The sequence below is a fragment of the Massilia sp. UMI-21 genome, from assembly GCA_015277795.1.
Taxonomy (GTDB): Bacteria; Pseudomonadota; Gammaproteobacteria; order Burkholderiales; family Burkholderiaceae_D; genus Telluria.
In genome coordinates, this window is the sequence record CP063848.1 from 2,287,411 (window position 1) to 2,309,739 (window position 22,329).

The 22,329-nt window shown below is 67.5% G+C and carries 21 protein-coding genes; 18 read left to right on the plus strand and 3 right to left on the minus strand.

Annotated features, from left to right (window positions below):
- The first annotated feature begins 272 nt into the window (after positions 1–272).
- Both IM543_10135 and IM543_10140 read left to right on the plus strand, forming a co-directional pair.
- Positions 273–842, plus strand: coding sequence for a DUF1415 domain-containing protein (locus IM543_10135; GenBank protein ID QOY96148.1), 570 nt, complete (start codon positions 273–275; stop codon positions 840–842).
- Positions 823–1,032 (plus strand): DUF1289 domain-containing protein, encoded by a 210-nt coding sequence (locus IM543_10140; protein QOY96149.1) that lies wholly within the window; start codon positions 823–825, stop codon positions 1,030–1,032. Before IM543_10135 ends, IM543_10140 begins: the two co-directional genes overlap by 20 nt.
- Before the next feature lie 16 nt (positions 1,033–1,048).
- Here the strand turns inward: IM543_10140 and IM543_10145 are convergent, their stop codons facing one another.
- On the minus strand, positions 1,049–1,555 hold the full coding sequence (locus IM543_10145; protein QOY96150.1) for a DUF1993 domain-containing protein: 507 nt from the start codon (positions 1,553–1,555) through the stop codon (positions 1,049–1,051).
- Positions 1,556–1,765: 210 nt separating this feature from the next.
- On the opposite strand from IM543_10145, the gene IM543_10150 reads away from it, so the two are divergent.
- Both IM543_10150 and IM543_10155 read left to right on the plus strand, forming a co-directional pair.
- Positions 1,766–4,948, plus strand: a complete 3,183-nt coding sequence (locus IM543_10150) for an EAL domain-containing protein (protein QOY96151.1) — start codon at positions 1,766–1,768, stop codon at positions 4,946–4,948.
- Positions 4,905–7,244 (plus strand): xanthine dehydrogenase family protein molybdopterin-binding subunit, encoded by a 2,340-nt coding sequence (locus tag IM543_10155; protein ID QOY96614.1) that lies wholly within the window; start codon positions 4,905–4,907, stop codon positions 7,242–7,244. Before IM543_10150 ends, IM543_10155 begins: the two co-directional genes overlap by 44 nt.
- Before the next feature lie 23 nt (positions 7,245–7,267).
- Here the strand turns inward: IM543_10155 and IM543_10160 are convergent, their stop codons facing one another.
- Positions 7,268–7,687, minus strand: a complete 420-nt coding sequence (locus IM543_10160; protein ID QOY96152.1) for a thioredoxin family protein — start codon at positions 7,685–7,687, stop codon at positions 7,268–7,270.
- A gap of 83 nt (positions 7,688–7,770) precedes the next feature.
- Here IM543_10160 and tsaB point away from each other — a divergent pair, with 83 nt between their 5' ends.
- From tsaB to IM543_10180, 4 genes are read left to right on the plus strand one after another with little or no spacing between them, the layout of a single operon-like run.
- Positions 7,771–8,499: a tRNA (adenosine(37)-N6)-threonylcarbamoyltransferase complex dimerization subunit type 1 TsaB gene (gene tsaB, locus IM543_10165; GenBank protein QOY96153.1), complete on the plus strand. Its 729-nt coding sequence runs from the start codon at positions 7,771–7,773 to the stop codon at positions 8,497–8,499.
- Entirely contained in the window at positions 8,496–8,978 is a 483-nt protein-coding gene (rimI, locus tag IM543_10170; GenBank protein QOY96154.1) for a ribosomal protein S18-alanine N-acetyltransferase, read from the plus strand. Before tsaB ends, rimI begins: the two co-directional genes overlap by 4 nt.
- A 50-nt stretch (positions 8,979–9,028) precedes the next feature.
- Positions 9,029–9,850, plus strand: coding sequence for a uracil-DNA glycosylase (locus IM543_10175; protein QOY96615.1), 822 nt, complete (start codon positions 9,029–9,031; stop codon positions 9,848–9,850).
- Positions 9,834–10,802, plus strand: a complete 969-nt coding sequence (locus IM543_10180) for a DUF1853 family protein (protein ID QOY96155.1) — start codon at positions 9,834–9,836, stop codon at positions 10,800–10,802. The genes IM543_10175 and IM543_10180 overlap by 17 nt, the downstream gene beginning before the upstream one ends.
- A 76-nt stretch (positions 10,803–10,878) precedes the next feature.
- Here the strand turns inward: IM543_10180 and lplT are convergent, their stop codons facing one another.
- Positions 10,879–12,129 (minus strand): lysophospholipid transporter LplT, encoded by a 1,251-nt coding sequence (gene lplT / locus IM543_10185; GenBank protein QOY96156.1) that lies wholly within the window; start codon positions 12,127–12,129, stop codon positions 10,879–10,881.
- Positions 12,130–12,277: 148 nt separating this feature from the next.
- Between lplT and alr the strand changes: the two genes are divergently transcribed.
- From alr to phoR, 10 genes are all read left to right on the plus strand, one after another.
- Positions 12,278–13,384 carry an alanine racemase gene (alr, locus tag IM543_10190; protein ID QOY96157.1) on the plus strand — a complete coding sequence of 369 codons (1,107 nt, stop codon included), beginning with the start codon at positions 12,278–12,280 and terminating at the stop codon, positions 13,382–13,384.
- Positions 13,377–14,753 carry a DNA repair protein RadA gene (gene radA / locus IM543_10195; protein QOY96158.1) on the plus strand — a complete coding sequence of 459 codons (1,377 nt, stop codon included), beginning with the start codon at positions 13,377–13,379 and terminating at the stop codon, positions 14,751–14,753. The genes alr and radA overlap by 8 nt, the downstream gene beginning before the upstream one ends.
- A gap of 58 nt (positions 14,754–14,811) precedes the next feature.
- Positions 14,812–15,132: a PilZ domain-containing protein gene (locus tag IM543_10200; protein ID QOY96159.1), complete on the plus strand. Its 321-nt coding sequence runs from the start codon at positions 14,812–14,814 to the stop codon at positions 15,130–15,132.
- A 518-nt stretch (positions 15,133–15,650) separates the two neighbouring features.
- The gene (gene pstS / locus IM543_10205) at positions 15,651–16,688 is read left to right on the plus strand and encodes a phosphate ABC transporter substrate-binding protein PstS (GenBank protein QOY96160.1); all 1,038 of its coding nucleotides are present in this window, start codon (positions 15,651–15,653) and stop codon (positions 16,686–16,688) included.
- A 109-nt stretch (positions 16,689–16,797) separates the two neighbouring features.
- Positions 16,798–17,787, plus strand: a complete 990-nt coding sequence (gene pstC, locus IM543_10210) for a phosphate ABC transporter permease subunit PstC (protein ID QOY96616.1) — start codon at positions 16,798–16,800, stop codon at positions 17,785–17,787.
- Positions 17,787–18,647 (plus strand): phosphate ABC transporter permease PstA, encoded by an 861-nt coding sequence (gene pstA, locus IM543_10215; GenBank protein QOY96617.1) that lies wholly within the window; start codon positions 17,787–17,789, stop codon positions 18,645–18,647. Before pstC ends, pstA begins: the two co-directional genes overlap by 1 nt.
- 31 nt (positions 18,648–18,678) lie before the next feature.
- Positions 18,679–19,461: a phosphate ABC transporter ATP-binding protein PstB gene (gene pstB, locus IM543_10220; protein QOY96161.1), complete on the plus strand. Its 783-nt coding sequence runs from the start codon at positions 18,679–18,681 to the stop codon at positions 19,459–19,461.
- A 50-nt stretch (positions 19,462–19,511) separates the two neighbouring features.
- Positions 19,512–20,213: a phosphate signaling complex protein PhoU gene (phoU, locus tag IM543_10225; protein QOY96162.1), complete on the plus strand. Its 702-nt coding sequence runs from the start codon at positions 19,512–19,514 to the stop codon at positions 20,211–20,213.
- Positions 20,214–20,215: 2 nt separating this feature from the next.
- Complete coding sequence (locus IM543_10230; GenBank protein ID QOY96163.1) at positions 20,216–20,902, plus strand: response regulator; 687 nt, start codon at positions 20,216–20,218, stop codon at positions 20,900–20,902.
- Between the two features lie 19 nt (positions 20,903–20,921).
- Positions 20,922–22,241: a phosphate regulon sensor histidine kinase PhoR gene (gene phoR / locus IM543_10235; protein ID QOY96618.1), complete on the plus strand. Its 1,320-nt coding sequence runs from the start codon at positions 20,922–20,924 to the stop codon at positions 22,239–22,241.
- Positions 22,242–22,329: the final 88 nt, after the last annotated feature.

Below are 22,329 nucleotides of genomic sequence, written 5' to 3' on the forward strand. Positions count from 1 at the left end.
TCAGTCAAGGACTATGTCCAGCTCGTTACAAATTTCTTTCCGCTGGGAATTCCGATGAATTGACATCATGAAAACGGATATTGCCGGGAAATGCCGGCCTGATCGCCGATATTTCCTGCGCGCGCCTGCGCCGGAGCGGCGGCGGCGGAGCATGCGGCTTCTCATCCGTTTCCCTCGTAGCCTAGCTGGCCGAGGCTGTCAATCTATGAGGGCACGCAAAGTGTGCGTACAATCCGGCATCCGCCTAGCGCGCTTTCCTCCATTTGTTATCCATGAGTACGCCAAACCCGAACGCCGACGACGATGCGATCGTCGCTGCCACCCGCCGCTGGCTGGAGCGGGCCGTCATTGGCCTGAACCTGTGCCCCTTCGCCAAATCGGTCTATGTCAAGGAGCAGGTGCGCTACGTCGTCTCGAGCGCCACCACGCCCGAAGCGCTGCTCGAGCAGCTGATGGACGAGCTGCAATTGCTGTCGGATACACCGAGCGAACAGGTCGACACGACCCTGCTGGTCCATCCCTTCGTGCTGAACGATTTCGAGGATTACAACGAGTTCCTGGATGTGGCCGATGCCGCCGTCGAGGACATGCAGCTCGACGGCGAGCTGCAGGTGGCGAGCTTCCACCCGGACTACCAGTTCGCCGACACCGATCCCAACGACATCGCGAACTACACCAACCGGGCGCCGTATCCGATCCTGCACCTGCTGCGCGAGGACAGCATCGACCGCGCGGTCGAGGCCTTCCCGGAAGCGTCCGAGATCTTCGAGAAGAATATCGACACCATGGAACGGCTCGGCCATGAAGGCTGGGACAAGCTCGATGTCGGACCGGCACGCTGATCCGGCGGCGCTGCCGCCGCGTCCGGACACTCCCTGCGTGGCGGTGTGCTCGACCACCTTCGACGAAATCTGCCGCGGCTGCGGGCGCAGCGTGGCAGAAGTGGCGAACTGGGTGTCGATGAACGCCGAGGAAAAAGAGCGCGTGTGGGTGCGCATCCTGGCGCAGGGCTACCCGCGCAGGAATTCCTGATCTTCCGACAATCCTGTCAGAGCCCCAGGAAGTCGCGCTTCCCGATCGGCACGCCGTTGTGACGCAGGATCGCGTAGGCGGTCGTCACGTGGAAGAAGAAATTCGGCAGCACGAAGCTGGTCAGGTAGTCGTCGCCGCGCTCGAAATGGCGGGCGCGCTCGCCGGCGCCGTGGGTGACGGGGCGTTCGCCGGCCGCGTCGAACGCGGCGTGCGGCAGCGATTCGATGAAGCCCAGGGTCTTGGTGATGCGCTGCTGCAGCTCGACGAAACTCTGCTCCGTGTCGTCGTAGCGCGGCACTTCCTGGCGGGCCAGGCGCGCGCTCGCGCCCTTGGCGAAGTCGGTCGCGATCAGGACCTGGCCGACCAGCGGGAACATGTCCGGGTACAGGCGCGCCTGCAACAGGGCGTCCGGCTCGATCTTGTGCTGCTGGGCATGCGCCTCGGCTTTCTCCAGCACCGCGCCCAGCGCGCGCAGCATTTTCTGGAACACCGGAACCGACGCGGTGTACATGGACAGGCTCATAGTTTCCCCTTTGAAAGATTCAATCATAACAAGTCTTGTCGCGTCCTGCCGACACCTGCGCAGGCGGCAAGCCGGGGGGCGGGTTCAAGTTGATGACTCTTGGACATGTAACATGCATAATCAAGCAATTCCATTGCTGCATGTCATTGTCCGCACCTCATTTTCATAGACTAATCCCTGCCGCGCGGCGGGGCTCAGGCCCACTATCCGATGTCCCTGCCACGCTTTTCACGCCGCGCCGTCCGCACCAGGCTGCGCAAGCTGTATGGCCGCTCGATCCATGGCGCGCTGCTGCTGGCGGTGTTCATCGGCCTGGCCGTGCCTGCCGTTGTCGGCAGCTACTTCCTGGTCGCGGTGCAGGAGCGCGAATCGGCCGCCGGCACCATGAACGACGCGCTGCAGCGCAATGCCGACCTGCTTGCGCTCGCGCTGCGGGAATCATTATGGGACATGAATCTCGAAGCGGCGAGTGCGCTGGTCGATTCCTTCGTGCGCGACCCGGCCGTGGTGCATGTCGCGGTGCGCGACCTGTCGCAGAACGAGTTCATCAGCCGGCACGCGGGCGTGGTGGAGGGCGCGCGTCTGTATCGCGCCGAACGCGACATCGTCGTGCGCGGCCAGGCCATCGGTCATGTGCTGATCGAAATGGACGACCACCTCAGCCAGCAGGAACTACGCCGCAAGCAGCGCAACTATGCGGTGGTGCTGGCGGTTCAGCTGGCGGTGTCGCTGCTCCTGATCGCACTGCTGATCAGGCGCCGCCTGCTGCGCCCGCTGCGCACGCTCACCGGCTTTTCCGACCGCCTGGCGCGCGGCGACTTCGACACCCCGCTGGCGCTCCCCGCCGACGACGAGCTGGGGCGCCTGGGGGGCCAGATGGAGCGCATGCGCATGGCGATCGGCCAGCTGTTCGCCGACATCGGCCGCCGCGAAGAGCAGTTCCGCACCATCGTCGCGCAGGTGCCGGGCGCCGTGTTCCGCTCGCGCCCCGGCGGCCAGATCGATTTCGTCAGCGAGGCCATCGAAGGCATCTCGGGCTACCCGGCCGAGCGTTTCATGCTGGCCACGACCGACGACTGGGCCGATATCATCCATCCGGAAGACCGGCGCATGCACCGCTACCTGGCCAAGCAGGCGCTGCTGGCCGGCAGCCGCTACGAAATCGAATACCGCATCATCGACGCCGGAGGCATCGAGCGCTGGGTGCTGGAGACCGGCCAGCCGCAGGGCGCATGGGACAGCGCCGACTTCCGCATCGACGGCATCATCTACGACATCAGCGAGCGCAAGCACGACGAGATGCGCATCGAGGCCCTGCTCACCGAGCAGGGTGCGATTCTGGATAACGTCATGTTCGGCGTGCTGTTCGTGCGCGAGCGCCGCATCGTCTCGGCCAACCGGCGCGCCGAAGCCCTGTTCGGCTATGCCGAGGGCGGCATGGCGGGCGGTTCGGCCGAGATCCTGTTCCCCGGCCGCGCCGGCGACGGCCGCCCGTGGTTCGAACGAAGCCCGAAGATGGCGGGCGGCCCCGATGCCGGCGAAGAGATCCAGTTCCGGCGCCGCGACGGCAGCGTGTCCTGGCTGCTGGTGAGCGGATGCCCGCTCGACAGCGCCCGCCCCGACGACGGCAGCATCTGGGTGTTCGCCGACATCACCGAGCGCAAGCTGGCCGACGAAAAGCTGCGCCTGTCGGCCACCGTGCTGGAACACATCGCCGACGGCGTGATGGTGCTCGACGTGGACGGCCGCGTGGTGGCCATCAACCCCGCCTACACCCGGATCACCGGCTACACCGAACGCGAAGCGCTGGGCCAGCAGTCGACGCTGATGCGCGCCGGCCAGCACGAGGCCGCGTTCCACCAGGAGCTGCGGCGCGACCTGGCCGAGCGCGGCTTCTGGCGCGGCGAGATCTGGGAAACCCGCAAGAACGGCGAGGTGTACCTCGAAGCGCTGACCGTGTCGAGCGTGCACGACGAGGCCGGCGGGCTGGCGCATTATGTCTGCGTGTTCAGCGACATCACCAAGGCCCGGGAATCGCAGGACAAGCTCGACCACCTGGCCCACCACGATCCGCTCACCGCGCTGCCGAACCGCCTGCTGTTCCACGATCGCCTGCAGCATGCCATGGTCCGCGCCGCGCGCGAAAGCGAGCAGCTGGCGGTGCTGTTCATCGACCTGGACCGCTTCAAGAACGTCAACGACACCCTGGGTCACCACGTGGGCGACGAACTGCTCAAGCAGGTGGCAGGCGCGCTGGCCCGCTGCCTGCGCGAGGGCGATACGCTGGCGCGCCTGGGCGGCGACGAGTTCATCGTGCTGCTGGAGGATGTCAAGGGGGCCTTCGGTGCGGTGCAGGTGGCCGAGAAGCTGATGCTGCTGTTCGAGCAGCCGTTCACCGTGTCCGGCCATGAGCTGTTCGCTACCTGCAGCGTCGGCATCAGCCTGTTCCCGCAGGACGCCCAGGATTTGAACATGCTGGTGCGTAACGCCGACGTCGCGATGTACCAGGCCAAGGCGCGCGGCCGCAACGGCTACCAGTTCTATGCGCCGTCGATGGGCGGCGAGGGCGTGGAGCGCCTGCGCCTGGAGGCGCTGCTGCGCCGCGCGATCGACAAGCAGGAGATCTTCCTCCACTACCAGCCGCAGGTCGACATCGACAGCGGCCGCCTGGTCGGGGTCGAGGCGCTGGTGCGCTGGGACAGCCCGGAACTGGGCGCGGTGCCGCCGGCGCGTTTCATCCCGGTAGCCGAGGACATGGGCTTCGTCAGCCAGCTGGGCCAGTGGGTGCTGGTCGAGGCCTGCCACCAGATGCGCCGCTGGGACCAGGCCGGCCTGCGGGTGCCGAAGATGGCGGTCAACCTGTCGGTGCGCCAGTTCGAGCGCGGCAGCGTGGCGCCGCTGGTCGCCGCGGCCCTGCGCGACAGCGGGCTCGAGGCGGCGCGCCTGCAGCTGGAAGTGACCGAGTCGGTGATCATGCATACCGGCGACGCGCTCGAGTACATCAACGATTTGCGCGCGGTCGGGGTCGGGCTGGCGATCGACGACTTCGGCACCGGTTATTCTTCGCTGGCCTACCTCAGCCAGTTGCCGGTCCAGACCCTGAAGATCGACCGCAGCTTCATCCAGGACATCGCGCTCGACGGCAACGATGCCGCGATCGCGGTCGCGATCATCCAGCTCGGCAAGAGCATGAACCTGGCGGTGGTGGCCGAAGGCGTGGAGAACGAAGAACAGGCCGCCTTCCTGCTGCAGCATGGCTGCCGCCTGGCGCAGGGCTACCTCTACAGCCGCCCGGTGGCGCCGGAAGATATACTGTCGCGCTGGAAGCAGAACCAACAACAAGGTCATGATGAAACGAACGCGCCCCGTGCACCCCGAGCAAGCGAAACCTGAGGACGGTGGATCCCCGCGCGGCGCCCGGCGCGGCCTGGGCCGGCGCGGATTCCTGCTGGGCGGCGTGCTCGCCGGGGGCGCCCTGCTGGTGGGCTGGGGCGTGCAGCCGCCGCGCCAGCGCCTGCATACGGCAAGTCCGCTCGCGCTCGGCGGCGACACGGTGGCGCTGAACGGCTGGATCGCGATCGCGCCCGACGGCGCGGTCTCGGTGGTGGTGCCGCGCAGCGAGATGGGACAGGGCGTGCACACCGCGCTGCCGATGCTGGTGGCCGAGGAACTGGACGTGCCGCTGGCCGCGGTGCGCATCGCCCAGGCGCCGATCGACAAGATCTTCGCCAACCTCACCGTGCTGCGCGAAAACCTGCCTTTCCACCCCGACGACACCGGCAGCGCGCGCCAGGGCGCCCAGTGGCTGATGGCCAAGCTGGGCCGCGAGCTGGGCATCATGTTCACCGGCGGCTCCACCAGCGTCAAGGATGCCTGGATGCCGATGCGCGAGGCGGGCGCGGTGGCGCGCGCCATGCTGGTCAAGGCCGCGGCCGAGGAGTGGCAGGCGCCGGTGGCGCGCCTGCGCACCGAGGATGGCTTCGTGCTGCATCCGGACGGCCGTCGGGCAGGCTATGGCGCGCTCGCGGCGCGGGCGGCGCGGGTCGGCGCCGGCATCGACGGCAGCGACGTGCGGCTGAAGGAGCCGGGCGAATTCCGGCTGATCGGCAAGCCGCTGCCGCGCCTGGACAGCGCGTCCAAGGTGAACGGCGCCGCGCGCTTCGGCATCGACGCGCGCGTGCCGGGCATGGTCTACGCCGCGGTCAAGATGGCGCCCGTGCCCGGCGCCCGGATGACCGGCTTCGATGCAGGCGCGGCGCGCGCGATGCCGGGGGTGTTGCAGGTGGTGCCGATGGCGGGGCTGCCGGGCGCGGACGACGGATTCGGCGCCGGCGCCGCGGTGCTCGCCACCAGCTGGTGGCAGGCGCACCAGGCGGTGCAGGCGCTGGTGCTCGAATGGGAGGCGGGCGCCGGCGCCGGCCTCTCCACCGAGTCGGTGTTCGAGGAATTCACGCGCGCCCTCGACCAGGAAAGCGGCTACGTCTACCACGAAACCGGCACCCAGGACGTGGCCGGCGCCGCGGTCACGGTGACGGCCGAGTACCGCGCGCCCTTCCTGGCGCATGCGGCGATGGAGCCGCTCAATTGCACCGCCCGGTTCGCGGACGGCAAGCTGCGCCTGTGGGCCTCGACCCAGGTGCCGAGCGTCGCCGTGGACGTGGCCGCGCGCGTGGCCGGCATCGACCGCGAGCACGTGGCGATCGAGGTGATGCTGCTGGGCGGCGGCTTCGGCCGGCGGCTGGAAACCGACATGGTGGCGCAGGCGGTGACGGTGGCGATGGCGGCCGGCGGGCGCCCGGTGCAGCTGATCTGGAGCCGCGAGGACGACACCACCCACGACGTCTATCGCCCCGCCGCGCTGGCGCGCTTTCGCGCCCACCTCGACGCCCAGGGCAACATCCTGGCCTGGGACAACAAGTCGGCCAGCGGCGCCATCGGCCACCAGTACTTCCCACGCAATCTCGGGCTGCCGGGCGTGGGGCCGGACAAGACCACGGCCGAGGGCGAGTACGACATGCAGTATGCGATCGCCAACCAGCGCATCGCCCACGTGATCGTCGACAGCCCGGTTCCGCTCGGCTACTGGCGTTCGGTGGGCCATTCGCACAATGCCTTCTTCAAGGAGGGCTTCATCGACGAGCTGGCCCATGCCGCGCGGCGCGATGGCGTGGCGTTCCGGCGCGCGCTGCTGCGCGGGCATCCGCGCGCGCTGGCGGCGCTGGAGGCCGCGGTGGCGCGCGCCGGCCAGCCGCCGGCAGGGCGGGCGCATGGCGTGGCGCTGCACCGCTCCTTCGGCAGCACCGTGGCCCAGGTGGCCGAAGTCTCCGTGGAAGGCGGGCAGATCCGCGTGCACCGCGTGGTGTGCGCGATCGACTGCGGGCTGGTGGTGAACCCGAACATCGTGGCGCAGCAGGTGGAATCCGGCGTGCTGTTCGGGCTGTCGGCGGCCCTGTACGGCGAGATCACGTTCAAGGAGGGCCGGGTGCAGCAGTCGAACTTCGGCGATTATCCGGTGCTGCGCATGAACGAAGCGCCGCCCGTGGAGACCATCGTGATGCCCAGCAGCGCGCATCCGGAAGGCGTGGGCGAGCCGGCGGTGCCGCCGATCGCGCCGGCGGTGGCGGCGGCCGTGTTCAAGCTCACCGGACAGCGGCTGCGCAGCCTGCCGCTGCGCCTGGCGCAGGAGTAGGGTGGGCGGCAGAGCCGCCCACCCTACGCCGCCAGCAAAGTCCGCAGGTTGCAGTCGCGCTGCCAGGCGCGCCGCTCTTCGCTGGAGGTCGCCAGGCGCGCCAGTTCCTCGGGCGCGACGGCGGCCTGGGCATGCACCAGGCGGTCGGCCACGGCGCCGTCGGGCAGCATGGTGCCGAAGAAGGCCACGGTGTCGCCGCGCTGCACCAGCAGGGTCGGGAAGTTGTCGACGTCCAGGTCGCCGACGATGTCGGCCTGGTCTTCGATGTCGATCCAGACGAAGGTCTTGTCGGGGTGGCGCAGGGCCAGTTCCTCGAAGGTGGCGCGGTAGGACGAGCAGGTGCCGCACCAGGCGGCGCACAGGCAGGCGACGACCAGGGCGTCGCTCTCGAAGGCGGCGGCAACGGCCGCGCGGTTGTCGGAATCCAGGGTCAGGCTTTGCATGAGCCGGATTGTACCGTGTGTTTCCGCGCCGTGCGGCGGCCGGCGCCGTGGCCTGTGGCCGGTCGAGGGGGTAAAATAACGCCATGTCCAAGATTCTCGCTATTGAAACCTCGTCCGAGCTCGCCTCCTGCGCGCTGCTCGACGGCGATCACGTCATCGCCCGTTCCACGTCCGGCGTGCGCACCCATTCGCAATCGGTCCTGCCGATGGTGCAGGAACTGCTGCGCGAAGCCGGCATCGCCCTGGCGGACTGCGACGCCATCGCCTTCGGGGCTGGTCCGGGCTCGTTCACCGGCGTGCGTACGGCCTGCGGCGTGGCCCAGGGCCTGGCCTTCGGCGCCGGCCTGCCGGTGCTGCCGCTGGTGACGCTCGAAGCGATGGCCGAAACCTGCCGCGCCCGCACCGGCGCCACCGAGGTGCTGGCCGTGCTGGACGCGCGCATGGGCGAGGTCTACTGGGCCCAGTACCGTCACGACGCCACGCGCGGCGCCTGGATCGAGGTCGCCGCCCCCGCGCTGTGCGCGCCGCAAGACCTGGAGCCGGTTCCGGCAGAAGGCCTGGCGGCCTGCGGCAACGGTTTCGCCGCCTATCCGGATGCCTTCGCCGGCAAGCCGTTCGCCCTTGGCGCGCTGGACGACATCCTGCCGCACGCGCGCGAACTGGCGCTGCTGGGCGCGCCGGCCCTGGCCGCCGGCCTGGGCGTGCCGGCGGCCCAGGCCCAGCCGCTCTACCTGCGCAACAAGGTCGCGTACACCAGCGCCGAACGCCAGGCCATCAATGCGGCGAACCTCGCAGTGAAGGCCGGGGCATGACGCTCGTGCAGGACAGCTTCGGCCTGGCCTTCGCGCCGATGCGGCCGGGCGACGTGGACGAGGTCCATGCGCTCGAATGCAGCGTGTTTCCCTACCCCTGGAGTCGCGCGAATTTTACCGATTCGCTGGCCAGCGGCTACGATGCCTGGACCGCGCGCGAGGCCGCCGGACCCGCGGGCGGCGTCCTGGCCGGCTATTATGTGTTGATGTACGCGGTCGACGAGGCCCACCTGCTCGACGTCGCGGTGGCCGCCGGCCGTCAGGGCCAGGGGCTGGGACGGCACCTGCTGGACCGCATCGGCGCCCGCGCCCGCGCGCAGGGCATGGCCTCGATCCTGCTCGAGGTGCGCCCGTCCAACGAACGCGCGCTGGCGGTCTACCGCCGCTACGGGTTTCAGGAAATCGGCCGGCGCAAGGGATATTACCCGGCGCACGGCGGCCAGCGCGAGGACGCCATCGTGATGAGGATCGACTTGTGAACGACGCACCGAAGCGCATCGGGGCGCGCGACGCGGCCTTCCTGGCCGAGATGGGCATCGGCCCGCTATGGCGCCTGCGCGCGGCGCCCGAACCGGCAGTCGACACCGCGCTCGAGGCTGAGGCCGAACCCGTCGGCGCGCAGCTGGCCGCGCAGCCGCAGCCGCTGGCGCCGCCGCCGATGCCGCGCCAGGTCGCGGAGCCGGCCGCGCGTCCCGCCTGGACGCCGCCCGTCAGCCAGGATCGCGCCTGGGAAGCCGCCGCCGAGCCGGAACGTATCGATGTGTCGACGCTCGACTGGGCCGCCCTGCGCCAGGCGATCGCCGCCTGCAAGCACTGCAGCGCCTGCAGCGCCGGACGCAAGCCGGTGCCGGGCGCGGGCGCGCGCCAGGCGCGCTGGCTGGTCGCGGCCGGCACCGCCAGTGCGCTGGACGAAAGCGCCGGCCAGCCGCTGACCGGCGAGCCGGGCAAGCTGCTCGACAACATGCTGGCGGCGGTCGGCATGTCGCGCGAGACCGATGTCTACGTGACCACCCTGGTCAAGTGCCGTCCGGCGAACGCGAAGGGCGGCGACCGCGCACCGACCCCTGAAGAAGCGGCGGCCTGCCGCCCCTTCCTGGAGCGCGAGCGCGAACTGTCGGGGGCCGGCCTGGTGCTGACCCTGGGCCAGGTGGCGGCCGACGGCCTGCTCGGCAAGCCGCTCTCGGAGCCGCTGGCCGGCGCGCGCGGCGCCGTGCACCGCCTGGGCGCGGTGCCGCTGGTCGCGACCCTGCATCCGGCCGAACTGCTGCGCCGCGGCGACGACAAGGCGCTGGCCTGGGCCGACCTGTGCCGCGCCAGATCCGCGCACGAGCGCCATGGACGCGCCGGCTGAGAGCTACCAGCAAGGCTTCCACCGCCGCTGGGGCCACCTGCGGCGGGCCCGGGTGCGGGCGCTGGCCTGGCTGCTCGACGCGCCCGACCTGCTCGATGCGCAGGATCCGCTGTGGGCCGGCCGCGTCGCCACCCTCGACCCGGTCGGGCCGGCGCTCGCCGACTGGCTGGCGCAGCTCGACCACGACCCCACCGCGCTGGACGACGCCCTGGGCGCCAAGGTGCACACCCGCCTCGGCCTGTATGCCGAAAAGCTGCTGGCCTTCTATTTTGCCCGGCAGGGGCGCCTGGTCGCGTACGGACTGCAGGTGCGCGCCAGCGCCAACGACACCATCGGTGAATTCGACTTCCTGCTGGACGATGGGCCGGCCGGGCTCGAGCACATCGAGTTCGCCACCAAGTTCTATCTGCTGGACGGGGAGGGCGGGCAGCAGCAGGATTGGCAGCTGAATGCACTGGTCGGGCCCAACCTGGCCGACAGCCTGGGCCTCAAGATGCGCAAGGTCTTCGAGCGCCAGCTCAGCCTGGGCCAGCATCCGGCCGCGCAGGCGCTGCTGCCGCGACCCGTGGCCAGGGCGCGGGCGCTGGTCAAGGGCTGGCTGTTCTATCCTGCCGGCAGCTGGCCGCGGATGCGCGGCATCGCCGCCGGCCACTGCCGCGGCTTCTGGTGCGCGCTGGACGAGATCGACGGCCTGGCCGGAGAAGAATTCCTGATGCTGCCTCGCCTGCAGTGGCTGGCGCCATTTCGCGCCGCCTCGGCCACCTGGATGCTGGACCGCGCCCAGCTGCATGCGGAGCTGTCGGCGCAGTTCGAGACCTCGTCGACGCCGGTGCTGGTGGCGGTGGTGCGGCACACGCCCGGACTGATCGAGGAGATCGAGCGCGGCTTCATCGTGCCCAACGACTGGCGCGAGCGCGCCGCGGCCCGCAGGATGGTAAAGGCTGTTGAGTAGGGTGGACGGCATAGCCGTCCACCCTGCAGTGATACGTCAAACCAATCTATTTTTCCTCTGTGATACGCAAGGCGTATCAGTGCTTGCCTTCGCCGATCAGCGCCAGCGAGTCGTGCTCGCGCTGGTTGGCCGCGTGGCGGCGGCCGATGAAGTACATGATGCCCGCCACCGACAGCCCGAACATCACGATGATGATGTCCAGGTCGAGGTTCAGCGTGATCATGATGGCGTACAGGGCCAGCATGGTCAGGATCGACAGGTTCTCGTTGAAGTTCTGGACCGCGATCGAGTGGCCGGCGCTCATCAGGACGTGGCCGCGGTGCTGAAGCAGGGCGTTCATCGGCACCACGAAGAAGCCCGACAGGAAGCCGATCAGGGTCAGCAGCGGGTAGGCCAGGTTCACCGAGGTCACGAACACCATGCTGCACACGACCAGGCCCATGATGATCCCGAGCGGGATCACGGTGAGCGACTTGCGCAGCGGGATCATGCGCGCCGCCATGGCCGCGCCCAGCGCCACGCCGATCGCCACGATGCCGATCAGGTTGGTGGCTTTGTCGAGCGGCATGTGCAGCGAGCGTTCGGCCCATTTCAGCACGATGAACTGCAGGGTCGCGCCGGCGCCCCAGAACAGGGTGGTCACGGCCAGCGAGATCTGCCCCAGTTTGTCGCGCCACAGGGTGGCCGAGCAGTTGGCGAAATCGGCGATCAGCTTGGCCGGATTGCGCTCCTGGTGTTCGTAGCGCGCGCCGGTGTCGGGGATGCGCAGGTTGAACAGGGAGGCCATGACGTAGACGCCCACCACCACCGCCATCGCCGCCTGGGCGCCGGTGTCGATGCCCGGCAAGTCCAGGCCGAGCAGGAATGCGGCCCCGCGCTCGCTCACCAGGGCGCCCCCGGCGACGGTGCCCAGGATGATCGACATCACGGTCAGGCCCTCGATCCAGCCGTTGGCCGGCACCAGCTTCTCGGGCGGCAGCAGTTCGGTCAGGATGCCGTACTTGGCGGGCGAATACACGGCCGCGCCGAAGCCGACCACGGCATAGGCCAGCAGCGGGTGCACGGTCAGGAACATCAGGGCGCAGCCGGCGATCTTGATCAGGTTGGCGATGAACATCACGCGGCCCTTGGGCAGCGAATCGGCGAAGGCGCCCACGAAGGCGGCCAGCAACACATAGAAGAGCACGAATGACAGCTTCAGCAGGGGTGTCAGCGAAGCCGGGGCGTTCATCGACGTCAGCAGACTGATCGCAACAAACAGGAGCGCATTGTCTGCCAGCGACGAGAAGAACTGCGCCGCCATGATGGTATAAAAACCACGGTTCATTCGAAAAGAGTAAAAACTGGTCCGAGTTGCTTTATACCATGAATGCCATCGCGGCCAAAAGAAAACACGCCCTGTCAAAAGCGCGTGCGCGCCCGCTCCGGTAAAATAGCCGGCTTCTGTCGAGCACACCAGAAAGGCAGGTTTTTCCATGCCCCGTCCGATTACCGCCACCATCCACCTCGACTCGATGCAGCACAACCTGCAGCGGGCACGGAGCGCGGCGCCGCTCGCGAAGATCTGGGCCGTGGTCAAGGCCAACGCCTATGGGCACGGCCTGGAACACGGCATGCGCGGCTTTGCCCAGGCCGACGGCCTGGCCCTGGTCGAGACCGAAGGCGCCCTGTGGCTGCGCCAGAACGGCTGGATCAAGCCGATCCTGCTGCTCGAGGGGATCTTCGAGCCCCAGGACGTGCCGCTGCTGGCCGAGCACAACATCGATAGCACGGTGCATAACATCGAGCAGATCAAGATGCTGGAATACACCCGGCACTTCCGTCCGATCGACGTGCACCTGAAGATGAATACCGGGATGAACCGCCTCGGCTTCCGTCCGGACGAGTACGAGGCGGCCTACCGCCGCCTGCGCGCCATTCCGGACGTGCGTCACATCACCCACATGACGCATTTCGCGAATGCCGACGAGCTGGAACACCCGCGCCTGACCATGAGCGAGCAGGTGCGCCGCTTCCAGTTCGGCGCCGGCGAACTGCCGGGCGAGCGCAGCCTGTCGAACTCCGGCGGCGTGCTGCACGGGGCGGAGCTGGGAGAAACCCTCAGGAACGACTGGGTACGCCCGGGCATCATGCTCTATGGCGGCACCCCGGGGGGACGCTCCGCGCTCGATTACGGCCTGCGCCCGACCATGACGCTGCGCTCGGAGATCATCGGCATCCAGCGCGTCGAGGCCGGCGACACCGTGGGCTACGGCAGCCGCTTCGAGGCGAGCGGCCCGATGACGGTGGGGGTGGTGGCCTGCGGCTATGCCGACGGCTACCCGCGCCACGCGCCGCACGGCACCCCGGTGATCGTCGACGGCGTCGCCACCCGCCTGGTGGGCCGGGTCTCGATGGACATGATGACGGTCGACCTCACGCCGGTCGCGAATGCCCATGTGGGCAGCAAGGTGACGCTGTGGGGCGACGGATTGCCGATCGACGAGGTGGCCCAGGCCGCCGGGACGATCGGCTATGAACTGATGTGCGCACTCGCGGGGCGGGTGCGCGTGCACGAAGGAAGAATGGGAAGCGATGGCTAAGGCACGAACCTCTTTTGTCTGCAGCGAGTGCGGCGCCACCGCCAGCCGCTGGTCCGGCCAGTGCCCGGACTGCAAGGCCTGGAACACGATGGTCGAAACCGTGCAGGATGCGCCCGGCGTGAACCGCATGTCGCAGACGGCGCACAAGGCCCTGGCCCAGACCGCGCCGGTGCTGTCCCTGAAGGACATCGACGCCCTCGACGTGCCGCGCTTCGGCACCGGCATCGAGGAATTCGACCGCGTGCTGGGCGGCGGCCTGGTGGCCGGCGGCGTGGTGCTGATCGGCGGCGACCCCGGTATCGGCAAGTCGACCCTGCTGCTGCAGGCGCTGGCCAACCTGGCCGCGACCCGCAATACTTTATATGTCAGCGGCGAGGAATCGGGCGCCCAGATCGCGCTGCGCGCACGCCGCCTGTCGGTCGACTCGGCCGAGCTCAAGCTCCAGGCCGAGATCCAGTTGGAGAAGATCCTGGGCACGCTGGCCGACCTGAAGCCCGAAGTGGCGGTGATCGACTCGATCCAGACCCTGTATTCGGACGCGCTGACCTCGGCCCCGGGCTCGGTGGCCCAGGTGCGCGAGTGCGCGGCCCAGCTCACCCGCGTGGCCAAGCAGACCGGCGTCACCATCATCCTGGTCGGCCACGTCACGAAAGAGGGCGCGCTGGCCGGCCCGCGCGTGCTCGAGCACATCGTCGACACCGTGCTGTACTTCGAAGGCGACACGCAAAGCAGCTTCCGCCTGGTGCGCGCCATCAAGAACCGCTTCGGCGCGGTCAACGAGCTGGGCGTGTTCGCCATGACCGAGAAGGGCCTGAAGGGCGTGTCGAACCCGTCGGCACTGTTCCTGTCGCAGCACGACAGCCAGGTGCCGGGGTCGTGCGTGATGGTGACCCAGGAGGGCACGCGTCCGCTGCTGGTCGAGATCCAGGCCCTGGTCGACGCCAGCCACCTGCCGAACGCGCGCCGCCTGTCGGTCGGGCTGGAACAGAATCGCCTGGCGATGCTGCTGGCGGTGCTGCACCGCCATGCCGGCATCGCCGCGTTCGACCAGGACGTGTTCATCAACGCGGTCGGCGGGGTCAAGATCACCGAACCGGCGGCCGACCTGGCGGTACTGCTGGCGATTAACTCGTCGATGCGCAACAAGCCGCTGCCGCGCGGCCTGGTGGTGTTCGGCGAGGTCGGCCTGGCCGGCGAGATCCGTCCGGCGCCGCGCGGGCAGGAGCGCCTGCGCGAAGCGGCCAAGCTCGGCTTCTCGATCGCCGTGATCCCGAAGGCCAACGTGCCCAAGCAGAAGATCGAGGGCATGAGCATCGTGGCGGTGGAACGGATCGACGAAGCCTTCACCAAGCTGCGCGAGCTTGATTGAACTTCTATAATACTGTCTGGCTCATCCGTTTCCCCAGTTAATCTCTCACCGGTCCGACGTGTTTACAGAACAAAGAAAATCCGAACGCAAGGTCCTGCGCACGCGTGCGCGCGTGGCCATCGAAGGCGCGGCGCCCCTCAGCGGCCGCACCAGCGACCTCGGCGCCAATGGCGTCAGCATCAACCTGCCGGACCCGCTGCTGGCCGGGCAGGCCGTCCAGCTCAGCTTCGACCTGCTGGTCGACGGCAAGATCGTGCCGATCAGCGCGCGCGCCAAGGCCCTGTATTGCATTTTTAGCAATGGTGAATTCAAGGTCGGCTTCCAGTTCGTGAACCTGGAGCTGGCCGCGATGACGGCGGTGGCGCGCTTCCTGCGCTGATTCGTGATCGGCATCGGCATGTCCATCGACATGCCATGCAGCAAAGCGGCGAGCGCCCATCGGGCCTCGCCGCTTTTTACTTTTGTGTGACATGGCCCGGCAACCGGGCCTACACTATTCGTGATAGTGATCGTACAAGCCATCCCTGCTGCCTTTGATTTCCTGAAAGATTTCAAAAGCAACTAGTCCGGCCAGACCGCTGAGGATTGCAAACACCATGATACTCAACATGACAACAAACGCCTTTCAGCGTCCCCTCCCTATGAAAACTACACTTTCAGCTTAGCAGAGGGCGCCGTATTTACAAGCTCGCGGGAGGCGTCGCGCGTGAATTTTTTTATATGGGATCAGGCCGTTCCATCCGGGCCCATGAAGTGCGAAAATCCGCAAGGCGCGGCAGCTGCCTTCCCTGCCGATCCGCCAATTATTACATCTGTCATCAACTTGTCATAATCGGCCAGTAAACTTTGCAGCGTCAATGAAACGGGCCCGTCCCGGACCTCTATAAAGGATCCATCATGCGCATGAAGCAACTGTTCGTCTCTGTCGCCATCGCCGCTTCCAGCCTGGTCGCCAGCGCCCAGGCCGCCAATATCACCGGCGCCGGCGCCACCTTTCCGTATCCGATCTACGCGAAATGGGCCGAGCTGTACAAGAAGGCTTCGGGCAACGGCCTGAACTACCAGTCGGTCGGTTCGGGCGCCGGCATCAAGCAGATCAAGGCCAGGACCGTCGACTTCGGCGCTTCCGACATGCCGCTGCCGGCCGCCGAGCTGAATGCCGCCGGCCTGTTCCAGTTTCCGGCCATCATGGGCGGCGTGGTCCCGATCGTGAACCTGCCGGGCACCGCCCCGGGCCAGCTCAAGCTGACCGGCGCCGTGCTGGCCGACATCTTCCTGGGCAAGATCACCAAGTGGAACGCGCCGCAGATCGCCGCGCTGAACCCGGGCGTGAAGCTGCCGGGCGCCGACATCACCGTCGTGCACCGCGCCGACAGCTCGGGCACCTCTTTCCTGTTCACCGATTACCTGGCCCAGACCAATCCCACCTGGAAATCGAAGGTCGGCGCCGGCACCGCCGTGAAATGGCCGGTGGGCGTGGGCGGCAAGGGCAACGAAGGCGTGGCCGCCAACGTGCAGCGCATCAAGGGCGCGATCGGCTACGTCGAGTGGGCCTATGCCAAGAAGAACCGCATGCAGCACACCCAGCTGCAGAACAAGGACGGCGTCTTCCTGCAGCCGGACGACGCGGCCTTCAAGGCCGCAGCAAGCGGCGCCAACTGGGCCGGGACCCCGGGCTTCGCCGTGGTGCTGACCAACCAGGCGGGCAAGGCCAGCTGGCCGATCACCGGCGCCAGCTACATCCTGATGCACAAGAGCCAGGCGAACGCCGCCAAGGGCAAGGAAGTGCTGAAATTCTTCGACTGGGCCTACAAGAACGGCGACGCCGCCGCGGCCGAACTGGACTATGTGCCGATGCCCGACACCGTCACCAAGCTGGTGCAGGACGCCTGGCGCGCCAACCTGAAGGACGCTGCCGGCAAGGCGGTCTGGTAATCACCCATCGAAGCGCGAAGGAGGGAGGCGCCGATGCCGGCCCCCCTCCGTTTGCCGGAAAGTCTGACAAAAAGCTATGAGCGTACAACCCTCCCTCGCGCTGAATGACATGGCCGATCCGGCTGTGGTAGAGGCGGCCCATCAGTCCGACGCCCTGCGCAAGACCATGCGCAAGCAGCGTCTCCAGGACTTCCTCTTCCACAAGATCACGCTGCTGTTCGCGGCCTCGGTGCTGCTGGTGCTGGTCGGGATCATCGTCTCGCTCGCCATCGGCGCGGCGCCGGCCTTCCGCGAGTTTGGCGCGGCCTTCATCACCCGCGTCGAATGGGATCCGGTGAACGACCAGTTCGGCGCGCTGATCGCGATCTGGGGCACGCTCGCCACCTCGATCATCGCACTGGCGGTGGCATTTCCGATCAGCTTCGGCATCGCGCTGTTCCTCACCGAGATCTGCCCGGCATGGCTGCGCCGCCCGATGGGTACTGCGGTCGAACTGCTGGCCGGTGTGCCGTCCATCATCTACGGCATGTGGGGCCTGTTCGTGTTCGCGCCGCTGTTCGCCGACCACGTCCAGCCGCTGCTCAAGTCCACCATCGGCCAGCTGCCGGTGATCGGCCAGCTGTTCCAGGGACCGACCATGGGCATCGGCATCCTGACCGCGGGTCTGATCCTGGCCATCATGATCATTCCCTTCATCGCCTCGGTGATGCGCGACGTGTTCGAGATCGTCCCGACCGTGCTCAAGGAATCGGCCTACGGCCTGGGCTGCACCAAGTGGGAAGTGGTGCGCAAGGTGGTGCTGCCCTACACCCGCAACGGCGTGGTCGGCGGCGTCATGCTCGGCCTGGGCCGCGCGCTGGGCGAGACCATGGCGGTGACCTTCGTCATCGGCAATGCCCACGACCTGTCCTGGTCGCTGTTCTCGGCCGGTAATTCGATTTCCTCGACCCTGGCCAACGAATTCGCCGAAGCCGCCTCGCCGCTGCACGTGTCCTCGCTGTTCGCGCTGGCCCTGATCCTGTTCGCCATCACCTTCATCGTGCTGTCGGCAGCCAAACTGATGCTGGTCGGGATGTCCCGCAAGGAAGGAAGCAAATGATGCACGCCACCCCCAAGAACCCTGTGTACCGCAAGCGCCTGCTGGCGCACCGCGCCGGCATCGTCCTGTCGGTGCTGGCCATGGGCATCGGCCTGGCCTTCCTGGCCTGGATCCTGGCGACGCTCCTGATCAACGGCGTCGGCGCGCTCTCCGGCGCGATGTTCTCGGCCGACACCCCGGCGCCCGGCAGCGAGGGCGGTGGCCTGCGCAACGCCATCCTCGGCAGCCTGATGATGGTCGGCCTGTCGACCCTGGTCAGCACCCCGATCGGCATCCTGGCCGGCATCTACCTGGCCGAGTACGGCGAGAACAACAAGTTCGCGCAAGTGACGCGCTTCGTCACCGACATCATGCTGTCGGCCCCGTCGATCGTGATCGGCCTGTTCGTCTATGCGATCTATGTCGCCAAGGTCCAGCATTTCTCGGGCTACGCCGGCTCGATCGCGCTGTCCCTGATCGCGGTGCCGGTGGTGGTGCGCACCACCGACAACATGCTGCGCCTGGTGCCCAACAGCCTGCTGGAGGCGGCCTACGCGCTCGGCGCGCCGCACTGGAAGGTGGCGATGACGGTGCGCCTGCGCGCCGTGAAGGCCGGCGTCGTCACCGGCGTGCTGCTGGCGGTGGCGCGCGTGTCCGGCGAAACCGCGCCGCTGCTGTTCACCGCGCTGAACAACCAGTTCTTCAGCGCCGACATGAACGCGCCGATGGCCAACCTGCCGGTGGTGATCTACCAGTTCGCCATGAGCCCCTACGACGACTGGCGCTCGCTGGCCTGGGGCGGCGCGCTGCTGGTGACCTTTACCGTGCTGGCCCTGAACATCGTCTCGCGCACCATGTTCAGCCAGAAGACTCCGCGTTAAACCCATTCCTTACTACGTGATGAACCAAACTATGCCCACCATGGCCGCCGCTGCCGCCAAGAGCAAGACGATCGAAATCCAGGGCCTGAACTTCTTCTACGGGAAGACGCAGAGCCTGAAGAACGTGTCGCTCGACATCCACGACAAGCAGGTGACGGCCTTCATCGGCCCGTCGGGCTGCGGCAAGTCGACCCTGCTGCGCACCCTGAACCGCATGTACGACCTGTATCCGGGCCAGCGCGCCGAGGGTTCGATCCAGTACCGCGGCCGCAACATCCTGGAGCCAGGCGTGGACGTGAACATGCTGCGCGCCAAGGTCGGCATGGTGTTCCAGAAGCCGACCCCGTTCCCGATGTCGATCTACGACAATATCGCCTTCGGCGTGCGCCTGTACGAGAACCTCTCGAAAGGCGAGATGGACGAGCGCGTGGAATGGGCCCTGAAGAAGGCGGCCCTGTGGGAAGAAGCCAAGGACAAGCTGAACAAGAGCGGCCTGTCGCTGTCCGGCGGCCAGCAGCAGCGCCTGTGCATCGCGCGCGGCGTGGCGGTCAAGCCCGACGTGCTGCTGCTCGACGAGCCGACTTCGGCGCTGGACCCGATCTCGACTGCCAAGATCGAGGAGCTGATCAGCGAGCTGAAACAGGACTACACGATCACCATCGTGACCCACAACATGCAGCAGGCCGCGCGCTGCTCCGACTACACCGCCTACATGTACCTTGGCGAACTGGTCGAGTTCGGCGAGACCGACCAGATTTTCATGAATCCGGCGAAGAAAGAGACCCAGGATTACATCACCGGCCGCTTTGGCTGATGGCTTCGGCCCTGTGACGATAACAATATCATCGTATTAGGAGAGTTTTTATGACGGGCGAGCATTCATCCAAGCAGTATGACCAGGAGCTGGAAGCGATTCGTTCCAAGGTCCTCTTGATGGGCGGCATGGTGGAAACCGCGTTCGATGAAGCGCTGGAATGCTTCCGGGCGGGGGACAGTGCCCGCGCCGACCGCGTGATCGCCGACGACCAGGCCGTGAACCAGCTCGAAGTACAGCTCGACGACGCCTGCAGCCACCTGATCGTGCGGCGCCAGCCCACCGCGAACGACCTGCGCACCGTGATGGCCACCATCAAGGTCATCACCGACCTGGAACGCATCGGCGACGAGGCCGCGAAGATCGCACGCACCGCCAAGAGCCTGCACGAGCGCGGCGCCGCGCCTTTCGCCCACTACGACATGGTGCGCACCATCGCCAAGGCGACCTGCGACCTGCTGCACGATGCGCTGGACGCGTTTGCCCGCCTCGATGGCCGCCAGGCACTGGAGCTGATCGCGGCCGACGAAGTGGTCGACCACGAATTCCGCAGCATCCTGCGCAACCTGATCACCTTCATGATGGAAGACCCGCGCACGATCTCCTCGGCGCTGGACACGCTGTGGGTGGCCAAGGCGATCGAACGCATCGGCGACCACGCCAAGAACATCGCCGAGTACGTGATCTACGTGGTCGAAGGCCGCGACATCCGCCACAGCAAGCCGGTCGCGACCGAGCAGGCGGGCTTCTAGGCATGGCGGACAACACGCGCGTCCTGGTGGTCGAAGACGAACCCGCGATCGTCGAACTGGTGAAGTACTCGCTGCGCGAAGCCGGCTGGGACATCCGCACCGCCGACACGGTGGGCGGCGCCTGGGACAGCATCACCCACGGCAAGCCCGACCTGGTGCTGCTGGACTGGATGCTGCCCGACCAGAGCGGCCTGCGGCTGCTGTCGCGCCTGCGCGGCGACCGCGACTTCCAGGACATCCCGGTCATCATGCTGACCGCCAAGAGCATGGAAGAGGACAAGATCGCCGGCCTGAACACCGGCGCCGACGATTACGTCACCAAGCCGTTCTCGCCGCGCGAACTGCTGGCCCGCGCCCGTGCGTTGCTGCGTCGCAAGAGCCCGCACCTGGCCGAGGCGCCGCTGCGCGCCGGCAGCGTGGTGCTCGACCCGAACAGCTGCACCGTGACGGTCGAGAACGGGCAGATCGAGATCGGCAATGCCGAATACAAGCTGCTCAAGTTCCTGATGGCCCACCGCGAGCGGGTGTTCTCGCGCGCCCAGCTGCTCGACAAGGTGTGGGGCGACCATGCCGTGATCGAGGAGCGCACGGTGGACGTGCACGTGCTGCGGTTGCGCAAGGCGCTCAGAAGCGCCGATGGGCTGATCCGCACCGTGCGCAGCGTCGGCTACATGCTCTCCGAGAAGTGAGCGGGGACGCATGCGCTCGATGAGCCCGAAGGTGCTGTTCTGGGTGCCGGCGATCCTGCGGCTGGCGCTGGTGTTCGCCGCTGCCGGCCTGGTCTGGTGGATGTCGAGCCTGCCCGAGGCGCTGATGTTCGCGCTGGCGGCGACCGTGATCGCGCTGTTCGTCCAGTTGCGCTACCTGCACGAACTCGGCGAATGGCTGAACGACCCGCACTCGAGCCGCCTGCCGGACGGCTGGGGCGCCTGGACCGACGTATTCGCGCGGATCTACCGGCTGCGCCGCGAGGACGAGCGCCACCAGGCCGAGATGGCCGAGTGGCTCGCGCGTTTTCGCGAGGCGATGCAGCTGTTGCCGGAAGGCGTGGCGATCATGGACGACGTCCTGTTCCTCGAATGGTGCAACGAGGCGGCCGAGCGCCACCTGGGCCTGACCATGGCGCGCGACAAGGGCCTGCGCGTGACCAACCTGGTGCGCCACCCCGAGTTCATCGACTACGTGATCCTGGGCCGCTACGAGCAGCCGCTGACGCTGTCCTTCCGCGGCCGCAAGCTCGAATGCCGCATCATTCCGTTTGAAAACCGGCGCCAGATCCTGGTGACGCACGACGCCACCGATACCGAACGGATCGAAGCGATGCGGCGCGACTTCATCGCCAATGCCTCGCATGAACTGCGCACGCCGCTCACCGTGATCGTCGGCTTCCTCGAGATCGCGCTGTCCGACCCCGGCCTGGACGTGGCCACCCGCACCGCCCACCTGCAACTGATGACGGAGCAGGCGCAGCGCATGCAGCGCCTGATCGGCGACATGCTGACCCTGTCGCGCCTGGAGTCGGACGAGTTCCCGCTCAAGCGCGAGCGGGTCGACATCAAGGCGATGGTGGAATCGGTGGCGCTGGAAGCCAGGGCCTTGTCCAACGGCCGGCACCAGGTCGAGGTCGAGCTCGACGGACCGGATGTGATGGGCAGCCAGGAAGAACTGCGCAGCGCTTTCGCCAACCTGGCCTCGAACGCGGTGCGCTACTCGCCGGACGGCGGCACGATCCGCCTGTCCTGGAAGCGCGGCGACGGCGACCTGCGCTTCTCGGTGACGGACTGCGGCATCGGGATCGAGCCGATCCACATCGCGCGCCTGACCGAGCGCTTCTACCGGGTCGACAAGAGCCGTTCGCGCGAGACCCAGGGGACCGGCCTGGGGCTGGCGATCGTCAAGCACGTGCTGCTGCGTCATGGCGGGCGGCTGATGATCTCGTCGGTGCCGGGGCAGGGGAGCAGCTTTACGGCGGTGTTGCCGAATACGTCCTTGCCGGGCCAGGCCCAGACAAATAGGGTCGGGAAATAAAGGGGGGCAGAGTCGAATTGCCGGGAACGATCGTGACATGCCCGGGTAACTGGACTCGCCCCGCGCGCTGCTTTCCACAAGCATATTG

Bases quoted from the DNA above. Each gene is read 5' to 3' on its own strand.
- IM543_10135 (QOY96148.1), top strand. From the start codon at position 273: ATGAGTACGCCAAACCCGAACGCCGACGACGATGCGATCGTCGCTGCC.
- IM543_10230 (QOY96163.1), top strand. From the start codon at position 20,216: ATGGCGGACAACACGCGCGTCCTGGTGGTCGAAGACGAACCCGCGATC.
- pstS (QOY96160.1), top strand. From the start codon at position 15,651: ATGCGCATGAAGCAACTGTTCGTCTCTGTCGCCATCGCCGCTTCCAGC.
- IM543_10155 (QOY96614.1), top strand. From the start codon at position 4,905: ATGAAACGAACGCGCCCCGTGCACCCCGAGCAAGCGAAACCTGAGGAC.
- IM543_10145 (QOY96150.1), bottom strand. From the start codon at position 1,555: ATGAGCCTGTCCATGTACACCGCGTCGGTTCCGGTGTTCCAGAAAATG.
- alr (QOY96157.1), top strand. From the start codon at position 12,278: ATGCCCCGTCCGATTACCGCCACCATCCACCTCGACTCGATGCAGCAC.
- pstA (QOY96617.1), top strand. From the start codon at position 17,787: ATGCACGCCACCCCCAAGAACCCTGTGTACCGCAAGCGCCTGCTGGCG.
- rimI (QOY96154.1), top strand. From the start codon at position 8,496: ATGACGCTCGTGCAGGACAGCTTCGGCCTGGCCTTCGCGCCGATGCGG.
- IM543_10175 (QOY96615.1), top strand. From the start codon at position 9,029: ATGGGCATCGGCCCGCTATGGCGCCTGCGCGCGGCGCCCGAACCGGCA.
- IM543_10180 (QOY96155.1), top strand. From the start codon at position 9,834: ATGGACGCGCCGGCTGAGAGCTACCAGCAAGGCTTCCACCGCCGCTGG.
- lplT (QOY96156.1), bottom strand. From the start codon at position 12,129: ATGAACCGTGGTTTTTATACCATCATGGCGGCGCAGTTCTTCTCGTCG.
- phoU (QOY96162.1), top strand. From the start codon at position 19,512: ATGACGGGCGAGCATTCATCCAAGCAGTATGACCAGGAGCTGGAAGCG.
- radA (QOY96158.1), top strand. From the start codon at position 13,377: ATGGCTAAGGCACGAACCTCTTTTGTCTGCAGCGAGTGCGGCGCCACC.
- pstC (QOY96616.1), top strand. From the start codon at position 16,798: ATGGCCGATCCGGCTGTGGTAGAGGCGGCCCATCAGTCCGACGCCCTG.
- phoR (QOY96618.1), top strand. From the start codon at position 20,922: ATGAGCCCGAAGGTGCTGTTCTGGGTGCCGGCGATCCTGCGGCTGGCG.
- IM543_10140 (QOY96149.1), top strand. From the start codon at position 823: ATGTCGGACCGGCACGCTGATCCGGCGGCGCTGCCGCCGCGTCCGGAC.
- IM543_10160 (QOY96152.1), bottom strand. From the start codon at position 7,687: ATGCAAAGCCTGACCCTGGATTCCGACAACCGCGCGGCCGTTGCCGCC.
- tsaB (QOY96153.1), top strand. From the start codon at position 7,771: ATGTCCAAGATTCTCGCTATTGAAACCTCGTCCGAGCTCGCCTCCTGC.
- IM543_10150 (QOY96151.1), top strand. From the start codon at position 1,766: ATGTCCCTGCCACGCTTTTCACGCCGCGCCGTCCGCACCAGGCTGCGC.
- pstB (QOY96161.1), top strand. From the start codon at position 18,679: ATGCCCACCATGGCCGCCGCTGCCGCCAAGAGCAAGACGATCGAAATC.